The organism is Novosphingobium album (ex Liu et al. 2023), from assembly GCF_029076845.1.
Taxonomy (GTDB): Bacteria; Pseudomonadota; Alphaproteobacteria; order Sphingomonadales; family Sphingomonadaceae; genus Novosphingobium.
Window position 1 is genome coordinate 200,026 of the sequence record NZ_JARESE010000044.1, and the last position, 17,797, is coordinate 217,822.

The following is a 17,797-nucleotide window of genomic DNA, read 5'->3' on the forward strand; positions in this document are numbered from 1 at the left end:
CATGGCGGCTCGGCCGCGGCGGCAGGAAGCGGGCAAGCGCGCACTTTCCCGCGACGGAGGCCCGCCGCTTTGCCGCGCCACAGTGGCAAATACGGTGGCAAAACCGTCATCGGGCCGTCACGCCCGATGGCCGGTGCAGCGGGTATGGGCAGCTTCCCCTTGCAATTGGACGCGTCAGGGGGCAAATGCGCGGACGATTGACGCGCCAAGCGGGCTCCGAAGAATCCATGAATCTGACTCATCCGTTTCTCGATCGGGACGGCGACAAGCTGCGCGAAGAGTGCGGCGTTTTCGGCGTCATCGGCGCCAAGGAAGCGGTCAACATCGCCGCCTTGGGGCTGCACGCGCTCCAGCACCGGGGCCAGGAAGCGGTCGGCATCACCACGTACGACGGCAGCGAATTCTATTCGCGCCGGGGCCTGGGCCATGTCGCGCAGGTCTTCGCCGACAAGGATCTCGACCAGTCGCTGCCCGGCGACATGGCATCAGGCCACGTCCGCTATTCGACCACGGGCGGTTCCGGTCTGCGCAATGTCCAGCCGCTGTTCGCCGATCTGGCCACCGGCGGCTTTTCCATCGCGCATAACGGCAACATCTCCAACGCGATGAGCCTGAAGCGCGAACTGGTGCGGCGCGGCGCGATCTTCCAGTCGACGTCCGACACCGAAGTGATCATCCACCTGGTCGCCACCAGCCGCTATCCCACGCTGCTCGATCGCTTCGTCGATGCGCTGCGCATGGTGGAAGGCGCCTATTCGCTGATCTGCATGGCCGAACAGGGCATGATCGCCTGCCGCGATCCACTGGGCATCCGGCCGCTGGTGATGGGCCGGATCGGCGATGCCACCGTCTTCGCCAGCGAGACCGTGGCGCTCGACGTGATCGGCGCCGAATTCACCCGCTCGATCGAGCCGGGCGAACTGGTGCAGGTCGATCACAAGGGCACGATCTCCAGCCACCGCCCGTTCGGCAGCCCTTCCCCGCGCCCCTGCATTTTCGAACATGTCTATTTCAGCCGGCCCGATTCGGTGATGGATGGCCGCTCGGTCTATGGTGTGCGCAAGCAGATCGGCGTGGAACTGGCCAAGGAAGCGCCCGCCCAGGCCGATATCGTCATTCCCGTGCCCGACAGCGGCGTCCCCGCCGCGATCGGCTATGCGCAGGAATCGGGCATCCCCTTCGAACTGGGCATCATCCGCTCGCACTATGTCGGGCGCACGTTCATCCAGCCGTCGGAAGGCGCGCGCCATGCCGACGTCAAGCGCAAGCACAACGCCAACCGCGCCATCGTCGAAGGCAAGCGCATCATCCTGATCGATGATTCGATCGTGCGCGGCACCACCTCGATGAAGATCGTCGACATGATGCGCGATGCGGGCGCCGCCGAAGTGCACATGCGCATCGCCAGCCCGCCCACCAGCCATTCGTGCTTCTACGGCGTCGACACGCCCGAACGGTCCAAGCTGCTGGCCGCCAACATGGATACCGCCGCGATGGCGCAGTTCATCAAGGCCGACAGCCTGGCCTTCGTCTCGATCGACGGGCTGTACCGCGCGGTTGGCGAGGCCCACCGCAAGAACACGTGCCCGCAGTTCTGCGATGCCTGCTTCACCGGCGACTATCCCACCAGCCTGACGGACCTTTCCGAGCGCGAATCGCCCGATCTGCTGACGCTGCCGGTCAACAAGGTCGCGTGAGCCTTTCGCGTTGAGCATTCCCGATTTCAGCGACCAGATCGCCCTCGTCACGGGCGCGAGCCGCGGCATCGGCGCGGCCACGGCGATCGCGCTGGCCCGCACTGGCGCGCATGTCGTGCTGACCGGGCGGGACACCGGGGCGCTGGAAGCGGTCGAGGAAGCGATCTACGAGGCGGGCGGATCGGCCACGATCGCCCCGGTGGACCTGACCGAGCCTGACGGCATCGCCCGGCTCGCCACCGCCGTGGCGCAACGCTGGGACCGGCTCGACATCATGGTGATGGCCGCCGCCGTGCTGCCCGAGCTGACCTCGGTGCCCGATATCGACCAGAAGGCGTTCAACAAGGCGCTGACCACCAATGTGCTGGCGACGCAGGCGCTGATCGCCAATTTCGACCGGCTGCTGCGCCAGAGCGCCAATGCCCGCCTGATCGGCCTGACCAGCAACCAGGCGACGAAGCCGCGCGCCTATTGGGGCGCCTATGCCGCGTCCAAGGCGGCCTTCGAAGCGCTTCTGGATTGCTATGCGCAGGAAACGCAGGCGATCACCCGGCTGCGCGTCGCCCTGGTCAATCCCGGCGCCACGCGCACCGCGATGCGCGCCCGCGCCTATCCAGGCGAAGACCCCGCTTCGGTCAAGCCGCCCGAAGCGGTGGCCCAGCGGCTCGTCTCGCTGCTTGATGAGCCCTTCGCCAGCGGGTATCGCGAGAGCGTTAACCCTATCTGATCGGCCATCGGCACCCGATCAGGGTCGCCACGCCGGCCGGCCGGCGCATTCGGAAAAAACCACGGCAATGCCCGAAGACGGACAGGACAGGTATTCGATCGCCGCGCAGGAAGACCGCAGCGCGCCGCGCACCCGGCGTGCGATCCCGGTGGCCCTGCACGCGGCGGGCGCGGCCGGCCAGGGGTTCAGCACGGTGCTGCGCGATCTGTCGATCTCCGGCTTTTCCGCCCCGCTCAGCGGCGCGCTCGATCCCGGCACGCCCTGTTCGCTGACGGTGCCGGGGCTGCATTCGCTGCGGGCGCGCGTGGTCTGGTGGAACAAGGGCCTGGTCGGCTGCGCTTTCGATGATCTGCTCAATCCGGCGATCTGCGACGATCTGCTGGACCACTGGCGCGGCGCCGGCTGCTTCGACGACGAGATCTGACGCGCAAGGCCGGTCCGCGCACCGTCCGGCGCCGGGCAATTCCCGTTTGGGCTGAACGGCTTGCGCCAGGACAATGCAGTACCATTAACCACAGGCGTTAGACCGCCCTTAACTTTCCGCTGACAGTTTGCAGAACGCTGGCCGCATTGCCGGACAGTGCAAGCAAGGCGTTCGGAACAATGATGGCCGATGCACGACAGGACAAATACGCGCTCGCGTCGCAGGAAGACCGGAGCGCCCCGCGCACCCGGCTCTCGATTCCCGCGGCGCTGCGACCATCGGGCTCCAAGGGGTTCCAGACGGCGGTGCGTGATCTTTCGCTCTCGGGCTTTTCCGCCACCGCGATCAACCGGCTGCACCCCGGCACGCTGTGCTGGCTGACGCTGCCGGGCCTCCATTCGATGCAGGCACGCGTGGTCTGGTGGGACAATGGCCTGGTCGGCTGCGCCTTCGAGAACCTGCTCAGCCCGATCGTCCACGACAACCTGCTGGCCCGCTGGCTGGGTGACGGGGTCTACAACGCCGAAGGCTGATCGCGCCGGACCAGCGTGACTTGCGCGACGTCGATGCCGCCGCCCAGAAAGCCGCCTTCGCAATACATCAGGTAATAGCGCCAGAGCCGGGCGAAGCGCTGATCGAAGCCGCGCGGCAGGCGGCCTTCCTCCACCGCCCGGTCGAAGCTTTCGCGCCATGCCGCCAGCGTGCGCGCATAGTCCACGCCGAAAGCCTCGCGATCGCGCCAGGCCAGCCCGCGTTCCTCGGCCAGCCGGCGAAAATCCGGCTCGTGGATCAGCATCCCGCCGGGGAAGATATAGGTCTGGATGAAATCGGGGCTGCGCGCATAGCCGGCGAACAGATCCTCGCGCATGGCGATGTACTGGATCGCCGCGCGGCCGCCGGGCCTGAGATTGCGGGCAATGCAATCGAGGAACGCCGGCCAGAATTCACGCCCCACCGCCTCGACCATCTCGACACTGACGACCGCATCGTAACGCCCGGCCACGTCGCGATAGTCGCGCTTGAGGAAATCGACCCGGCCCGCGCCCGGCCGCCAGCGATCGCGCGCATAGGCAAGCTGTTCGTCCGACAGGCTGATCGCATCGACATGGGCATCGTGCCGTTCGGCCAGATAAGCGGCCAGCGTGCCCCAGCCGCAGCCGATTTCCAGCACCCGGTCGCCCGGATCGAGCGCCAGCCGCTCCTCGATCGCGGCCACCTTGGCCGATTGCGCGATGTCCAGCGTATCGAAGAACTGGCCCATCATGTTCGGCCCGTCCGCCACCGCGCCGAACCGCGCGCTGGAATAGATCATCGTCTCGCCCAGCCACTGCTCGTAGAAATCGTTGCCGAGATCGTAGTGGGCGTGGATGTTGCGCAGCGATCCGCCGCGCGTGTTGCGGTTCAGCCAGTGCAGCGCCCGGCCCAGCAGCCGCCATGGCCCATGCGCGCGCCCGACATCGCCGAGCGTGGCGGCATTGTCCATGAACAGCGCGAAGAGCGGCACCGGATCGGGGCTTTCCCACTCGCGCGCTTCCCAGGCCTGATACCAGCCGACCGAGCCGCCGGCGGCCAGCCGCAGCAGCGCGCGATAGCTTCTGAGCACGACCACCGCGTCAAACCCCGGCGCATGGCCGCCCAGGATGCGGACCGAGCCATCGGGCAAAGTCGTCATGATCGATCCGCGCGCCAGCCCGCGATCGATCCGGTCAAGGATACGGTGAATGCCGCCGGACCAGACGCGCGCGAACCATCCGGGGCCCATGCCGAACGCGCGGCCGCCCGCGACAAGCTGCTCACCTCTCCCCGGCACCTGCGCGTTCATGTTAACCTTATGAACCCGTTGCGCCAGCGTTTCAATCAGGCTCGCGCGCCCTTCGCCGCGCCATGGGCCGCCAGCGCCCGCTCGCGCGCGGCGCGATGCTCGATGATCCTGGCCGGATAGCCCCGGGGCCGGCGATGATCGGGCGGATCGTGGATCTCGCTGTCGGACAGGCCGGCCAGCTCGGGCACCCAAGCGCGGATATAGCCGGCGGCGTCGAACTTCTCCGACTGGACCAGCGGCGCCATGATCCGCACGAACATGTTGGCATCGACACCCGATCCGGCGACCCATTGCCAGTTCACCGCGTTCGAACCGTAATCGGCATCGACCAGCGTGTCCCAGAACCACTGCTCGCCTTCGCGCCAGTCGATCAGCAGATGCTTCACCAGAAAGCTCGCGGCGATCATCCGCACGCGGTTGTGCATCCAGCCGGTCGCCCAGAGCTGGCGCATCCCGGCATCGACGATCGGATAGCCCGTGCGGCCGCGCCGCCACGCGCGCAAGTCCGCTTCGGCAGCGGGCCCCGTGCGCCAGGCCAGATCCGCGAATTCCGGCCGGGCCGCACGGGCGCCATATTCGGGAAATTGCACGATCACGTTCTGCGCATAGTCGCGCCAGCCCAGCTCGCCCAGGAACGTGCCCACCGATCCCCCGGCGCCGGCAACCGCGTGCCAGACTTGCGCGGGCGAGACCTCGCCGAAATGGAGATGCGGCGAAAGCAGCGACGTGCCGTCCCCGGCGGGCAGGTTGCGCGTGGCTTCATAGCGCGCCGCCTTGCCGGCGAATGCCTCCAGCCGCGCCCGGGCCTCGTCCTCGCCCGGCCGCCACGCCGCGCGCAGGCCGCCGGCCCAGTCGGGAGCGCGGGGCAGCAAGGCCCAGTCGGCCAGCGGCTCGCTGGCGGGCCATGCCGCCGGCGGCATGATCCGCGCCGGGGCCGGCAGCGGCGCGAGCGGCGGCATAAGCTCGCCCAGCGCCCGCCAGAACGGCGTGAAGATCCGGTAAGGCGTGCCCGCCCCGGTCAGCACCGTGCCCGGCGGCGCAAGGTAATTGCCATGATGCAGGTGCAGCGCCAACCGCTTGCCCACCGCCTTTTCGGCATTGCGCCACCACGGCTCGTAATGATGCAGCGCATGGACCGCGCTCGCGCCGGTTTCCCCGGCGATCGCGGCAAGCACCTCCTCGCACCGCCCGCGCCGCAGGATCAGCCGCGATCCGCGTTCGCGCAAGGCCGCGTCCAGGCTGGCGAGGCTGTGATGCAGCCACCAGCGCGCGGCACCGCCCATGCGGCGATGCCGGGGCGTCTCATCGTCGAGCACATAGACCGGGATCACCGGCCCCGTTGCCGCGACGGCGGCGAACGCGGCCTGATCGGCCAGGCGCAGATCACGCCGCAGCCAGACGATGCAGGGAGACGCCATCGTCAGCCCACGCTTGCCGGCAGGCCCCGTTCCAGCGCGCTGGAACGGATCGAACGGGCTCGCCGGACGCTCAGTCCATCAGGCCATGCGTGGCGGTTTCCTCGACCGTCCAGGTCTGCCCCTTGGCCAGCAGCTTGCCGAGATCGGCATCCTTGTTGGCGCTCGCCTTCCGGCGTTCCTCGGCCACCACGCTTTCGAACGTGGGGCGCGGATCGTCATAGATCACGCCCAGCGCCATCGGGAACGCGCCGAACGGCATTTCCACCAGCATGTGCGCCAGTCCCCGGTTCTTGACGTTGTGCACCGCGACGCCGGCCGCCTGCCAATCCCCATCGACCACGTCGACGACCTTGAGCGTCAGCGTCGCGGTGTCGAGCGCGAGGCCCTTGGCGCCCTTGGCGAAGAGCAGTGGCTGGCCATCGGTGCACCAGAGCTGCATCTCGTCGGCCACCGCCTTGGCGGTGAAATCGTCAAACCGATCCTTGTTGTAGACGATGCAGTTCTGGAAGATCTCGATGAAGGCCGCGCCCTGGTGCTCGTAAGCGGCCTTGAGCACGCTGGGCAGTTCCTTCGACACGTCATAGCCGCGCGCGACGAACCGCGCGCCCGAGCCGAGCGCGAAGGCGCAAGGGCTGGCGGGCCGGTCGACCGAGCCGAGCGGGGTCGAAGGGCTCGGCGTGCCGAGCCGGCTGGTCGGCGAATACTGGCCTTTGGTCAGCCCGTAGATCTCGTTGTTGAACAGCATGATCTGGCAGTTCAGGTTGCGGCGCAGCACATGCATCGTGTGGTTGCCGCCGATCGACATGCCATCGCCGTCACCCGTCACCAGCCAGACGTCCAGCTCGGGATTGGCGAGCTTGATGCCCGTGGCGAAGGCCGGTGCGCGGCCGTGGATCGTGTGGAAGCCATAGCTTTCGACGTAATACGGAAACCGGCTGGAGCAGCCGATGCCCGAGACGAACACCGTGTTCTTGGGGTCCGCGCCGATCTGCGGCAGCGTGCGCTGCACCGCCTTGAGGATCGCATAGTCGCCGCAGCCGGGGCACCAGCGCACTTCCTGATCGGTTTCCCAGTCCTTGAGCGTGGTGGCGATAGGGGTCATGTCATTCATCGGTCTATCCCCTCAGGCCAGCATGTCTTCGATCGCCGCTTCGATTTCGGCGATGGTGAAGGGCTGGCCGGATACCTTGTTGAGCGGCCGGGCATCGACCAGGAACTGGTCGCGCAGCACGGTCTTGAACTGGCCGGTGTTCATTTCAGGCACCAGCACCCTGTCATAGCTCTTGAGCAGATCGCCCAGGTTGCGCGGCAGCGGCCAGACGTGGCGGACGTGGATGTGCGACACGTCGAGCCCCTTGCGGCGCGCGCGGCGCACGGCCTGATGGATCGGCCCGAAGGTCGAGCCCCAGCCGATCACCGCCAGCTTGCCCGAAACATCGCCCAGGCTGACCTCCTGCGCGGGCACCGCCAGGGCGACGGCATCGACCTTGGCCTTGCGCGCCTCGGTCTGCGACTGGTGGACATCGGGCGAATAGTCGATCGCGCCGGTGTCGATGCCCTTCTCGATGCCGCCGATGCGGTGCATCAGGCCCGGCGTGCCCGGCTTGATCCACGGCCGCACGCCGCGATCATCGCGCTTGAACGGCAGGACCGGCCCCTCGCCATTGTTGCCCGCTTCGAGGAAGCTCACCGGGAACGGAGCGAACGTGGCCGGATCGGGCACTTTCCACGGCTCGGCGGCATTGCCGATGTAGCCGTCGGTCAGCAGGATCACCGGGGTCATGAACTGGGTGGCGATGCGGCAGGCCTCGATCGCGCATTCGAAGGCATCGGCGGGCGAACGCGCGGCGATCACTGGCAGCGGCGCATCGCCGTTGCGGCCATAGACCGCCTGATAGAGGTCGGACTGCTCGGTCTTGGTGGGAAGGCCCGTGGAAGGCCCGCCGCGCTGCGAATTGACGATGACCAGCGGCAGCTCGGTCATGATGGCAAGGCCCATCGCCTCACCCTTCAGCGCGATGCCCGGGCCCGAGGAAGAGGTGACGCCCAGCTGCCCCGCATAGGACGCCCCGATCGCCGAGCAGATCGCCGCGATCTCGTCCTCGGCCTGGAACGTGGTGACGCCGAATTCCTTCATCTTCACCAGGTTGTGCAGGATCGCCGAGGCCGGCGTGATCGGATAGCCGCCGAAGAACATCGGCAGCCCGGCCAGCCGCGCGCCGGCGACCAGGCCCAGCGAGACCGCTTCGGCGCCGGTGATCGTGCGATAAAGGCCCGGCTCTGCCGGCACCGGATCGACATGCAGCTTGCGCAGCGGCCCGGCCAGCTCGGCCGTCTCGCCATAGGCGTGGCCGGCATTGAGCGCGGCGATATTGGCATCGGCCAGCACCGGGTTCTTCGCGAACTTGCCGCGCAGCCAGTCGATCAGCGGCGCGCGGTCCCGATCGAACATCCACAGCGCCAGGCCCAGCGTCCACATGTTCTTGCAACGCAGCGCTTCCTTGTTGCCAAGGCCGAACGCCTTGACCGATTCCAGCGTCAGCGCGCTGATATCGAAGGCCAGCACATCCCACTTCGACAGCGAGCCGTCTTCCAGCGGACTGGTTTCGTACTTGGCCTTTTCCAGGTTGCGCTTGTTGAACTCGCCCGTGTCGGCGATGACGAGGCCGCCGGGCTTGAGCGCCTGGACATTGGTCTTGAGCGCGGCCGGGTTCATCGCCACCAGCACGTCGGGCGCGTCGCCCGCGGTGGTGATCTCGCTCGATCCGAAATTGATCTGGAAGGCCGAGACGCCGAACAGCGTGCCTTGCGGCGCGCGAATTTCGGCGGGGAAGTCCGGGAACGTCGCCAGATCGTTGCCGGCAAGCGCGGTGGAAAGCGTGAACTGGCCGCCCGTAAGCTGCATACCATCACCCGAGTCGCCCGCGAAACGTACGACCACGGCTTCTGGCGATGTCGCCTCGGGTTGCGCGGTGGTGGCTTTTTCGGCTGATAGTGTCGCCATTGTCATCCTCTGTGGCGGAGCTGCTCTTGCTCGATGGGGTGGGCCCTGATCCCGTTCAAGCAGCCACGCAATTTAGAAAAACTCTCAAGTGAAAAACCTGACATCGCATGAGAACCATAAAACACGCTAGTCAAGAGCGAGGGCATGGGCCATTCTTACAGGCATGAATCGCGACAGGCTGTTTCACCGCCCCGCTACATCGCCGCAAGCTATCCTTTCCACGCGGGAATCCCCATATCCATGATCGACATACCCAACCTGCCATACCGGCCCTGCGTCGGCGTGATGCTGGTGAATGCCTCGGGCAAGGCCTTTGTCGGCAAGCGAATCGACAATCGCGAGGGCGATTGGTGGCAGATGCCGCAAGGCGGCATCGACCCCGGCGAGGACTTGCGCGACGCCGCGCAGCGCGAGCTGTGGGAGGAAACCGGCGTCACGCGCGAGCATGTCACCTTCATCGCCCAGACCCGGGAGGAACTGCTCTATGACTTGCCCGAGGAGCTTCTGGGCAAGCTGTGGGGCGGCAAGTATCGCGGCCAGCGCCAGCACTGGTTCCTCGGCCGGTTCGAAGGGGTCGACGCGCATATCGACCTGAAGGCGCACAAGCCGCCCGAGTTCTGCGAATGGAAATGGATCGATCCCGAACTGCTGCCGGACATGATCGTGCCGTTCAAGAAACGCGTCTACCGCGCCGTGCTGGACGAGTTCCGCGCCCTGATCTGACGGGTATCCGGCCTGAGCGGCGAGGCAGCCCCGGCGCGATCAGTTCTCCGAGACCACGGGCTTGGGCGTCACCGCCTCGGCCGTGACCATGCGCGGGGCCGGTCCCTTGGCGATGGCGGCGGAAAGCTGGCGCGCTTCGGCGCAATTGTCGCCACACAGCGTCTTGAGCCGGGCGAGATTGCGGTTGGCTTTCTCGGTCGCGCCCTTTTCGGCCAGCGCCGCGCCTTCGCCGGCGATCGCCGCGAGATTGCGCGGATCGCCTTCCAGCGCCTCACGGTAATAGTGCAGCGCCTTGCCCTGCAGCCCGGTGCGCCGGGTGGCGGCGGCAAGATCGAGCAGGACCGTGACATTGCCCGGCTGCACCGCCAGGGCCGCCTCGAAATCGTCGATCGCATCGTTCACCTTGCCCGCCTCCATCGCGGTGCGCCCCTTGGCCAGCAGCGCGGTGGCGCGCGGGTCCATCGGATCGGACGGCGCGGAATGGATGACGCTGGAGGAAACGGCGACGGCGAGTGAAAGGGCAAGAGCAACAGGGGTATAACGCATCAACATGTCCTTGGCCGAGAGCTGCGTCTTGGTCATGAAACTGACGCTATCACACCCTGACGAGGCGCGCGATGAAAAACCCGTCGGTCCCGTCATGGGCCGGCGAGAGGCGGATTCCCGCTCCGCGCGGCGTGCCGGCGGGCAGCACGGGCGGCTCGGCGCGAAAGCCCGGCCAGCGCGACAGGAACGCCGCCGCCTGCTCCGCCCCTTCGGCATCGAGCAACGAGCAAGTGACGAAGACCAGCCGCCCGCCCGGCCGCACCAGCGCCGCGCCGATATCGAGCAGCCGCGCCTGCAAGCCGGTGTAGCGCGCCAGTTGCGCGGGATTGAGCCGCCAGCGCGCTTCCGGGTTGCGCCGCCAGGTGCCCGTGCCCGAACAGGGCGCATCGACCAGCACCGCGTCCGCCCGATCGCGCCAATCCGCCAGCGCCTCGGCCTCGCGGCCCGGATCGAGCAGCCGGGTCGCGATGCCCGGCGCCCCGGCCCGCGCCGTGCGCGGCTCCAGCCTGGCCAGCCGCCCGCGATCGGTATCACAAGCGAGAATCGTGCCCGAGGGCCCCGTTTCGGCGGCCAGCGCCAGCGTCTTGCCCCCTGCCCCGGCGCACAGGTCGATCACCGATTCGCCCGGCCGCGCGCCCACCGCCATGCAGGCCAGCTGCGATCCGGTGTCCTGCACCTCGATCATGCCATCGCGGAAGGCGGGGCTGTCCTCGATCCGCGTCCCGTGCGGATAGCGCCAGCCATGCGGCGCGGCGGTGCGCGCGCCGCCTTCAGGCAGCGTGGCGATGCCCGCCTTGAGCGCGTTCACCCGAATATCGAGCGGCGCGCGTTCGAGCAAAGCGGCGGCATCGGCGCCCGTCACGCCGCTCGCGGCCAGGGCCTCGGCCAGCCAGGCCGGGGCGGTGCCGCCCGGTGCCGCCGGCTCATCGGGCGCGATCGGCGCGGGGGCATGGCGCGATCCATCGAACAGGGCGGCAAGCGCGGAATCGTCGTTCGCCAGCCGCAGCATCGCCGCGCGGCCGCTCTGGGGCACATCGCCGCAAGCGCGGATGGCACGGAACACCAGTTCGCGCACCGCGCGCCGATCACCGCTGCCGGCAAAGCGGCGCGTGCGGAACCAGTCGGCGACGATGCGATCGGCCGGCGGGCCATTGTCACGCGCGGCGGCGATGACGAGATCGAGCACCTCGATCGCCGCCTGGACGCGGGCGGCCGGCGTCATGCGCCGGATACTCGCGGAAGCGGGCCGGTGCCGCCATGAAATGCGCGCTTCCGCGCATTTCCCGACAGACCCTTAGCGCGAGGGATAATTGGGTGCCTCGCGCGTGATGGAAACATCGTGCACGTGGCTTTCGCGCAGGCCCGCGTTGGTGATGCGCACGAACTTCGCCTTGGTGCGCAAATCGTCGATCGTGGCTGATCCGGTATAGCCCATCGCCGCCTTGATGCCGCCGACAAGCTGGTGGATCACGTCGCGCGCGTGGCCCTTGAACGCGACCTGCCCCTCGATGCCTTCGGGCACCAACTTCATCTGGTCCTTGATGTCACCCTGGAAATAACGGTCGGCCGAACCCGATCCCATCGCGCCCAGAGAGCCCATGCCGCGATAGGACTTATAAGCGCGGCCCTGATAGAGGAACGTCTCGCCCGGCGCTTCCTCGGTGCCCGCCAGCATCGAGCCGATCATGATCGTCGAGGCGCCAGCGGCCAGCGCCTTGGCGGCATCGCCCGAAGTCCTGACGCCGCCATCGGCGATCACCGGCACGCCCGACTTGTCCGCTTCCTCGGACGCTTCCATCACGGCGGTGAGCTGCGGCACGCCGACGCCCGCGACAATGCGCGTGGTGCAGATCGAGCCCGGCCCGATACCCACCTTGATCGCGTCCGCCCCGGCATCGATCAGCGCGCGCGCCGCTTCGGCGGTGGCGACGTTGCCGGCGATGACCTGCGCCGAATTCGACAGCTTCTTCACCCGCTCCACCGCGCGCGCGACATCCTTGTTGTGGCCATGCGCGGTGTCGATCACGACGACATCGCATTCGGCGGCGAGCAGCGCCTCGGTGCGTTCGAAGCCCTTGTCGCCCACCGTGGTCGCCGCCGCCACGCGCAGGCGGCCGGCGGCATCCTTGGTGGCGTTGGGGTATGTCACCGCCTTTTCGATGTCCTTCACCGTGATCAGGCCGATGCAGCGGAAGTCGTCATCGACCACCAGCAGCTTCTCGATCCGGCGGTGGTGCAGCAGGCGGCGCGCCTCTTCCTGGCCGACGCCGGTCTTCACCGTGGCCAGGTTCTCGCGCGTCATCAGCTCGCGCACCGGCTGGTGCGGATTGTCGGCGAAGCGCACGTCGCGGTTGGTCAGGATGCCCACCAGCTTGCCGCCGGGCTCCACCACCGGGATGCCGCTGATCTTGTGCACGCTCATCAGCGCCTGCGCATCGCCCAGCGTGGCATCGGGCGGGATGGTGATCGGGTTGATGACCATGCCGCTTTCGAACCGCTTGACCGCGCGCACCGCCGAGCACTGCTCGTCGATCGAAAGGTTGCGGTGCAGCACGCCGATCCCGCCCATCTGCGCCATGACGATGGCCATGTCGGCCTCGGTCACGGTGTCCATCGCCGAGGAGATCACCGGGATATTGAGCGCGATCGTGCGCGTCAGCCGGGTGCTGGTATCGGCCTGGGTGGGCACGATGTCGGACTGTGCGGGGCGCAGCAGGACATCGTCGAACGTCAGTCCCAGCGGTATTTCGATCTGCGCCACTCAAAAGCCTCCGGTCGGGAATCGTGGCGGCCCATGTAACCAAGCGGGTGGGTTTGGGCTAGGGGGTGTTGCGATTTCGTCGAAAGCGCCGGGCGCGGGCCTGCCCCGGCGCGGGCGCGGGCGGCTACTTCGCCTTCATCGGCACCCGGCGCAGATCGCCGAACCAGCGCGCCAACGCGGTGAGCAGCTTCACGTCGTCCACTTCGCCGCCCAGTTGCAGCGGGTGCGACAGGTCGTCGCTGGGGCGGTGGTAGTCGCCATCGAAGAAGGCCTTGATGCGGCTGATATCGCCATAGGCCGTCGTCACCATCACGGTCGGGATATCGTGCTGCATCAGCGCCCAGCCGTCCTGCCGCTTGACGTATTCGTTGGCCTCGTCGCTGGCGACGATCTTCACCTTCTCGTGCCGCGCGGCTTTCTCGATCTCGGCGTCGAGCCCGGTCATGCCGCGCCCGACGATGGCGAAGGGCGTGCCTTGCGGGGCCAGCGCGATCGAATCGATGTTGAACCCGGCAACGATCTGGTTGGGCGGCAGCGGCGGGTTCTCGGCAAAGGCGTGGGCGCCCAGCAGACCCAGTTCCTCGGCGGTGGTGGCCAGGAAATAGACGTCGCGATCGAGCTGCGGCCCGCGCGCCAGCCGCCGCGCGATTTCGGTGAGCGCGGCCACGCCGCTGGCATTGTCGATCGCCCCGTTGCAGATCAGGTCTTCGGCCGGCGGCGCGGCGCAAGTGCCGAAATGGTCCCAATGGGCCACCAGCAGCACCGCGCCCGCATCGGGGCGGCGGCCGGGCAGCTTGCCGATCAGGTTGTGCGTGCGGATCGTCGTCTCGCGCGTGGTCGCCTCGAGCGAGGCCGACAGATCGAGCATGACGGGCCGGAAATCGGGCCCGGCCGCCACCTTTTCCAGCGCGGCCAGCGTGCGCCCGGAATAGCGCAGCAGATCGTCCATGGCATCGCGCGTGACGAAGCCTTCCAAATCGCCGCCCAGCGAATCTTCGGCCAAGGCGTAGCCCGACCGGCGGCGGCGCGCCGCGACCTGGTCCAGCGTGCGATCGCCATCGAGCACGGTGATCACCGCCGATGCACCTTGCGCCAACAGCTTGCTTTGCCGTTCGCTGTCGATCCCGTCGCCATCGAGCATCACCGCCACGCGCCCGGCCAGTTCGTTGCGGGTGAAGTCCATGCCCTCCGCCCGGCCGACGAACAGCAGCGGCGCCTCGCGCACCAGGCTGCGCTTGCCCGATGTGAGCATCAGGATCTTGGCCGGATCGAACCAGACGCGCTTGCCCCTGCGGAAGAACTGCGCGGCCGAGGAGGCCGGCTCGCGCGCGACCAGCGTGACCGGCGCGAACCATTCGTTGCCCGGATCGTTGGTGCCCGAAACCAGGCCGATATCGTACCACTGCCGGCCCAGATAGCGCAGCGTCTTGGCCTCACCCTCGGTGCCCGGCTCGCGCCCTTCGAAATCGTCGCTCGCCAGCACCTCGATATGCGCGCGCAGCCGGGCTTCCAGCTCGCGGTCCGCGCGCGAGGGCGCGGCCTGCGCCGGCGGGGCAAATGCCAGGGCCGCGCCAAGCCATACGCTCACAGCCGTTCGTGCGACCCTGTCCATGTCCATGGGAATACTCACTAAAGATTCAAACGCGGCGGACAAGCGCGCGTTCGGCGGATCTTGCCATACCAGTGCGATTTCAGGTCTGATTCAGCCTACCTGAATCAAGGCTGCACGAACCGGCGCGAAGCGGGTGAAATCGTCGCGAATCGATAACGGGCCGGCCGCCGGTGCCAAGGCGGCTTGCATTTTGCGCGCCCGCGCCCTGAATAGGGGCACGATAGCAGGATGCCGGCGGCCGGATCGGCGCGCCGGCGGCAAGGCAGCAGGGAACGGCGCACAGTGAAGCTCAACAGATTCGATCCGGCGAATATCCGCGTCGGCAGCGGCGGCAGCGGCGGCGGCTTTCCCGGCGGTGGCGGCGGCAAGATCGGCTGCGGCACGCTGGTGATCGCGCTGATCGCCGCGCTCGTTTTCGGAGTCGATCCGGGCCAGATGCTCGGCACGCTGGAAAACGCGCAGCAGCAATTGCCGCAATCGGGCCCCGGCCAGGGCCAGCCGGACAACCCGAGCACCACCCAGCTTTGCGAGGCCAATGCCTATGCGCTGGAAGCCTGCAACGCGCTCAGTTCGCTCAACGCGACGTGGGAACCGCTGTTCAGGCAGGCGAACATCCCGTTCGAGCAGCCGACACTGTGGTTCTATACCGGCGGCACGAAATCGGGCTGCGGCGCGGCGCAAAGCGCGATGGGGCCGTTCTATTGCCCGGCCGACCAGGGCATCTACATCGACACCAGCTTCTATGACCAGCTTGCCCGCCAGCTGGGCGCGCCGGGCGATTTCGCGCGCTATTACGTCATCGCCCACGAATATGGCCATCACATCCAGAAGCTGACCGGGATCGAAAGCCAGGTGCGCAGCGCGCAGCAGCAGAACCCCTCGCAAGCCAACCCGCTGCAAGTGCGGATGGAACTGCAGGCGGATTGCTATGCCGGGGTCTGGGCGGCCAAGCACCGCGACCTGATCGAGCCGGGCGACATGGAGGAAGGGCTCAACGCCGCCAGCCAGATCGGCGACGATACGCTGATGCGCGGTGCCGGCCAGCAGGTGAATCCCGAAAGCTTCACTCACGGTTCCAGCGCGCAGCGGATGCAATGGCTGAAGCGCGGGCTGGAAACCGGGAACGACGAGGCGTGCGATACGTTTGCAGACCTGAAGCGATAACGGGTTCGCCATCCGGCGCCCGCATCCGCAAGGAGGGTTCGATGCGAAACGCATGTCTGGTTCTGGTCGCAGTGGGGGCACTGTTGGCCGGCGAGGCGCAAGCCCGCGGCCAGGACGCCCCCGTCACCAATCGCGATCCCGATGCGATGGACGTCGCCAAGACGCCGATGACCGATCTCAACCTGGGCCAGGACGAGATCCCGGCGCTGCTGATCGAGGCGCAGGCGCGGCCCTATGCGCTGACCGGGCTGGGCAAGTGCAGCCAGCTGACCGCCGCGGTCGAGGAATTCGACACCATCCTGGGCCCCGATCTCGATTTGCCGCAGGAAGAGCGCGAGCGGATCAGCACCGGGCGCGTGGCCAAATGGGTGGTCAGCTCGTTCATCCCGTTTCGCGGGCTGATCCGCGAGATTTCCGGCGCCAACGATCATGAGCGCAAGTTCGTCGCGGCGATCCAGGCCGGGCTTGCCCGGCGCGGGTTCCTCAAGGGCGTGGGCGCCTCGCGCGGGTGCAAGTACCCCGCCTCGCCGGCCACCCCCGCCGTGATCGCGGCCCGCAAGATCGAGCTGGACAGGATGGAGCCGGAGAAAACGGAAGCCAGGTCCGCCGGCGAGGCATCGCGCGACGCGACCCCGGCCAAGGCCGCCAGCAAGCCTTCGGGCAATGGCGTGACGTATACGTCGAAGGCGGTGGTGCAGCCCACGCCCTGACCTTGCGCCACCGGGCACTTGCGCGATTGCGGCGGCGGGGCTGCCTGGGCTAGAGCGCGGACATGCGCCTTGCCGATTGCCACAACATCGACGATTTCCGCCGGCTCGCCAGGCGGCGCCTGCCCTGGCCGGTGTTCGACTATATCGACGGCGCGGCCGACGATGAGGCGACCAAGGCGCGCAACACCGGCGCCTTCCGGTCGGCCGATCTCGTGCCGGACGTGCTGGCCGGGGTGGCGGAGATCGACACTTCGGTCACGGTGCTGGGGCGCAGGAGCGCCTTGCCCCTGATCCTTTCGCCCACCGCGCTGCAGCGCGTGTTCCACTGGCAGGGCGAGCGCGCGGTGGCGCGGGCGGCGGAGAAGTTCGGCCTGTGGTTCGGCATTTCCAGCCTTGCCACCGTCTCGATCGAGGAGATCGGCGCGCTGGTTGCCACGCCCAAGCTGTTCCAGCTCTATGTCCACAAGGACAAGGGCCTCAACGCCGCGATGATCCAGCGCTGCCGGGCGGCGAAGTTCGACGCCATCGCGCTGACGGTCGATACCATCGTTTCGGGCAAGCGGGAGCGCTGCGCGCGGAGCGGCTTTACCTCGCCGCCGCGCTTCACGCCGTCTTCCGCGCTGTCCTACGCGATCAAGCCGCGCTGGGCGCTCGATTACCTGCTGCGCGAGAAGTTCGCCCTGCCCAATCTCGATACGCATGTCTCGGCCGGCACTGGCGAGGCGGTGTCGATCGCGGGCTATTTCAACACCATGCTCGACCAGTCAATGACCTGGCGGACCGCCGAGCAGATCCGCCAGGACTGGGGCGGCACTTTCGCGCTCAAGGGCGTGATGAGCGTGGCCGATGCCAGGCGCGCGGTGGAGATCGGCGCGGACGCGATCATGATCTCCAACCACGGCGGCCGCCAACTCGACGGCAGCCGCGCCCCGTTCGACCAGTTGCGCGAGATCGTCGATGCGGTGGGCGGCCAGATCGAGATCATCTGCGACGGCGGCGTGCGGCGTGGCACCCATGTGCTCAAGGCGCTGTGCGCGGGCGCGACCTGCGCCTCGGGCGGGCGGCTCTACCTCTACGCGCTGGCGGCGGCAGGCCAGCCCGGCGTCGAACGCGCCATCGCCATCCTGAACCACTTACCGGCTGACGCCGGTAGGATCATGCGGAGGGGCTGAAGCCATTCTTGCCGATA

At 67.8% G+C, this 17,797-nt stretch carries 16 protein-coding genes; 8 read left to right on the plus strand and 8 right to left on the minus strand.

Annotation, left to right across the window (positions count from 1 at the left end; all coding sequences use genetic code 11):
- Positions 1-227 precede the first annotated feature (227 nt).
- The 4 genes from purF (at position 228) to PYV00_RS13665 (ending at position 3,381) form a co-directional block, all read left to right on the plus strand.
- Positions 228-1,697 carry an amidophosphoribosyltransferase gene (gene purF / locus PYV00_RS13650; RefSeq protein WP_275228820.1) on the plus strand — a complete coding sequence of 490 codons (1,470 nt, stop codon included), beginning with the start codon at positions 228-230 and terminating at the stop codon, positions 1,695-1,697.
- Positions 1,698-1,707: 10 nt separating this feature from the next.
- Positions 1,708-2,424 carry an SDR family NAD(P)-dependent oxidoreductase gene (locus PYV00_RS13655; protein ID WP_275228821.1) on the plus strand — a complete coding sequence of 239 codons (717 nt, stop codon included), beginning with the start codon at positions 1,708-1,710 and terminating at the stop codon, positions 2,422-2,424.
- Between the two features lie 67 nt (positions 2,425-2,491).
- On the plus strand, positions 2,492-2,848 hold the full coding sequence (locus PYV00_RS13660; protein WP_275228822.1) for a PilZ domain-containing protein: 357 nt from the start codon (positions 2,492-2,494) through the stop codon (positions 2,846-2,848).
- A gap of 182 nt (positions 2,849-3,030) precedes the next feature.
- Positions 3,031-3,381: a PilZ domain-containing protein gene (locus PYV00_RS13665; protein WP_275228824.1), complete on the plus strand. Its 351-nt coding sequence runs from the start codon at positions 3,031-3,033 to the stop codon at positions 3,379-3,381.
- Here the strand turns inward: PYV00_RS13665 and PYV00_RS13670 are convergent.
- The 4 genes from PYV00_RS13670 to PYV00_RS13685 all read right to left on the minus strand — a co-directional run bounded on the left by PYV00_RS13670 (position 3,363) and on the right by PYV00_RS13685 (position 9,092).
- Positions 3,363-4,670, minus strand: coding sequence for an SAM-dependent methyltransferase (locus tag PYV00_RS13670; RefSeq protein WP_275228825.1), 1,308 nt, complete (start codon positions 4,668-4,670; stop codon positions 3,363-3,365). The genes PYV00_RS13665 and PYV00_RS13670 overlap by 19 nt on opposite strands.
- Positions 4,671-4,705: 35 nt before the next feature.
- Positions 4,706-6,088, minus strand: a complete 1,383-nt coding sequence (locus PYV00_RS13675; protein WP_275228826.1) for a cryptochrome/photolyase family protein — start codon at positions 6,086-6,088, stop codon at positions 4,706-4,708.
- Positions 6,089-6,158: 70 nt separating this feature from the next.
- On the minus strand, positions 6,159-7,199 hold the full coding sequence (locus PYV00_RS13680; RefSeq protein WP_275228827.1) for a 2-oxoacid:ferredoxin oxidoreductase subunit beta: 1,041 nt from the start codon (positions 7,197-7,199) through the stop codon (positions 6,159-6,161).
- A gap of 12 nt (positions 7,200-7,211) precedes the next feature.
- Positions 7,212-9,092, minus strand: a complete 1,881-nt coding sequence (locus PYV00_RS13685; RefSeq protein WP_275228829.1) for a 2-oxoacid:acceptor oxidoreductase subunit alpha — start codon at positions 9,090-9,092, stop codon at positions 7,212-7,214.
- A 240-nt stretch (positions 9,093-9,332) separates the two neighbouring features.
- Between PYV00_RS13685 and PYV00_RS13690 the strand changes: the two genes are divergently transcribed.
- Positions 9,333-9,815, plus strand: a complete 483-nt coding sequence (locus PYV00_RS13690) for an RNA pyrophosphohydrolase (RefSeq protein ID WP_275228830.1) — start codon at positions 9,333-9,335, stop codon at positions 9,813-9,815.
- A gap of 39 nt (positions 9,816-9,854) precedes the next feature.
- On the opposite strand, the gene PYV00_RS13695 is transcribed toward PYV00_RS13690, so the two are convergent.
- From PYV00_RS13695 to PYV00_RS13710, 4 genes are all read right to left on the minus strand, one after another.
- Complete coding sequence (locus PYV00_RS13695; protein ID WP_275228831.1) at positions 9,855-10,397, minus strand: tetratricopeptide repeat protein; 543 nt, start codon at positions 10,395-10,397, stop codon at positions 9,855-9,857.
- A 13-nt stretch (positions 10,398-10,410) separates the two neighbouring features.
- Positions 10,411-11,583, minus strand: a complete 1,173-nt coding sequence (locus PYV00_RS13700; protein WP_275228832.1) for an RsmB/NOP family class I SAM-dependent RNA methyltransferase — start codon at positions 11,581-11,583, stop codon at positions 10,411-10,413.
- A 72-nt stretch (positions 11,584-11,655) separates the two neighbouring features.
- Positions 11,656-13,113: an IMP dehydrogenase gene (gene guaB, locus PYV00_RS13705; RefSeq protein WP_275228846.1), complete on the minus strand. Its 1,458-nt coding sequence runs from the start codon at positions 13,111-13,113 to the stop codon at positions 11,656-11,658.
- Between the two features lie 133 nt (positions 13,114-13,246).
- Entirely contained in the window at positions 13,247-14,740 is a 1,494-nt protein-coding gene (locus PYV00_RS13710; protein ID WP_428981637.1) for a M28 family metallopeptidase, read from the minus strand.
- Between the two features lie 276 nt (positions 14,741-15,016).
- Here PYV00_RS13710 and ypfJ point away from each other — a divergent pair, with 276 nt between their 5' ends.
- From ypfJ to PYV00_RS13725, 3 genes are all read left to right on the plus strand, one after another.
- The gene (gene ypfJ / locus PYV00_RS13715) at positions 15,017-15,898 is read left to right on the plus strand and encodes a KPN_02809 family neutral zinc metallopeptidase (protein WP_275228834.1); all 882 of its coding nucleotides are present in this window, start codon (positions 15,017-15,019) and stop codon (positions 15,896-15,898) included.
- A 41-nt stretch (positions 15,899-15,939) separates the two neighbouring features.
- A complete protein-coding gene (locus tag PYV00_RS13720) occupies positions 15,940-16,608 on the plus strand; it encodes a hypothetical protein (protein WP_275228835.1) in 669 nt (222 codons plus the stop codon).
- A gap of 62 nt (positions 16,609-16,670) precedes the next feature.
- Complete coding sequence (locus tag PYV00_RS13725; RefSeq protein ID WP_275228836.1) at positions 16,671-17,780, plus strand: alpha-hydroxy acid oxidase; 1,110 nt, start codon at positions 16,671-16,673, stop codon at positions 17,778-17,780.
- Positions 17,781-17,797 lie beyond the last annotated feature (17 nt).

Coding starts and splice junctions, on each gene's coding strand:
- purF (WP_275228820.1), top strand. CDS start 228: ATGAATCTGACTCATCCGTTTCTCGATCGGGACGGCGACAAGCTGCGC.
- PYV00_RS13660 (WP_275228822.1), top strand. CDS start 2,492: ATGCCCGAAGACGGACAGGACAGGTATTCGATCGCCGCGCAGGAAGAC.
- PYV00_RS13665 (WP_275228824.1), top strand. CDS start 3,031: ATGGCCGATGCACGACAGGACAAATACGCGCTCGCGTCGCAGGAAGAC.
- PYV00_RS13670 (WP_275228825.1), bottom strand. CDS start 4,670: ATGAACGCGCAGGTGCCGGGGAGAGGTGAGCAGCTTGTCGCGGGCGGC.
- PYV00_RS13675 (WP_275228826.1), bottom strand. CDS start 6,088: ATGGCGTCTCCCTGCATCGTCTGGCTGCGGCGTGATCTGCGCCTGGCC.
- PYV00_RS13680 (WP_275228827.1), bottom strand. CDS start 7,199: ATGAATGACATGACCCCTATCGCCACCACGCTCAAGGACTGGGAAACC.
- PYV00_RS13685 (WP_275228829.1), bottom strand. CDS start 9,092: ATGGCGACACTATCAGCCGAAAAAGCCACCACCGCGCAACCCGAGGCG.
- PYV00_RS13690 (WP_275228830.1), top strand. CDS start 9,333: ATGATCGACATACCCAACCTGCCATACCGGCCCTGCGTCGGCGTGATG.
- PYV00_RS13695 (WP_275228831.1), bottom strand. CDS start 10,397: ATGACCAAGACGCAGCTCTCGGCCAAGGACATGTTGATGCGTTATACC.
- PYV00_RS13700 (WP_275228832.1), bottom strand. CDS start 11,583: ATGACGCCGGCCGCCCGCGTCCAGGCGGCGATCGAGGTGCTCGATCTC.
- PYV00_RS13710 (WP_428981637.1), bottom strand. CDS start 14,740: ATGGACATGGACAGGGTCGCACGAACGGCTGTGAGCGTATGGCTTGGC.
- PYV00_RS13720 (WP_275228835.1), top strand. CDS start 15,940: ATGCGAAACGCATGTCTGGTTCTGGTCGCAGTGGGGGCACTGTTGGCC.
- PYV00_RS13725 (WP_275228836.1), top strand. CDS start 16,671: ATGCGCCTTGCCGATTGCCACAACATCGACGATTTCCGCCGGCTCGCC.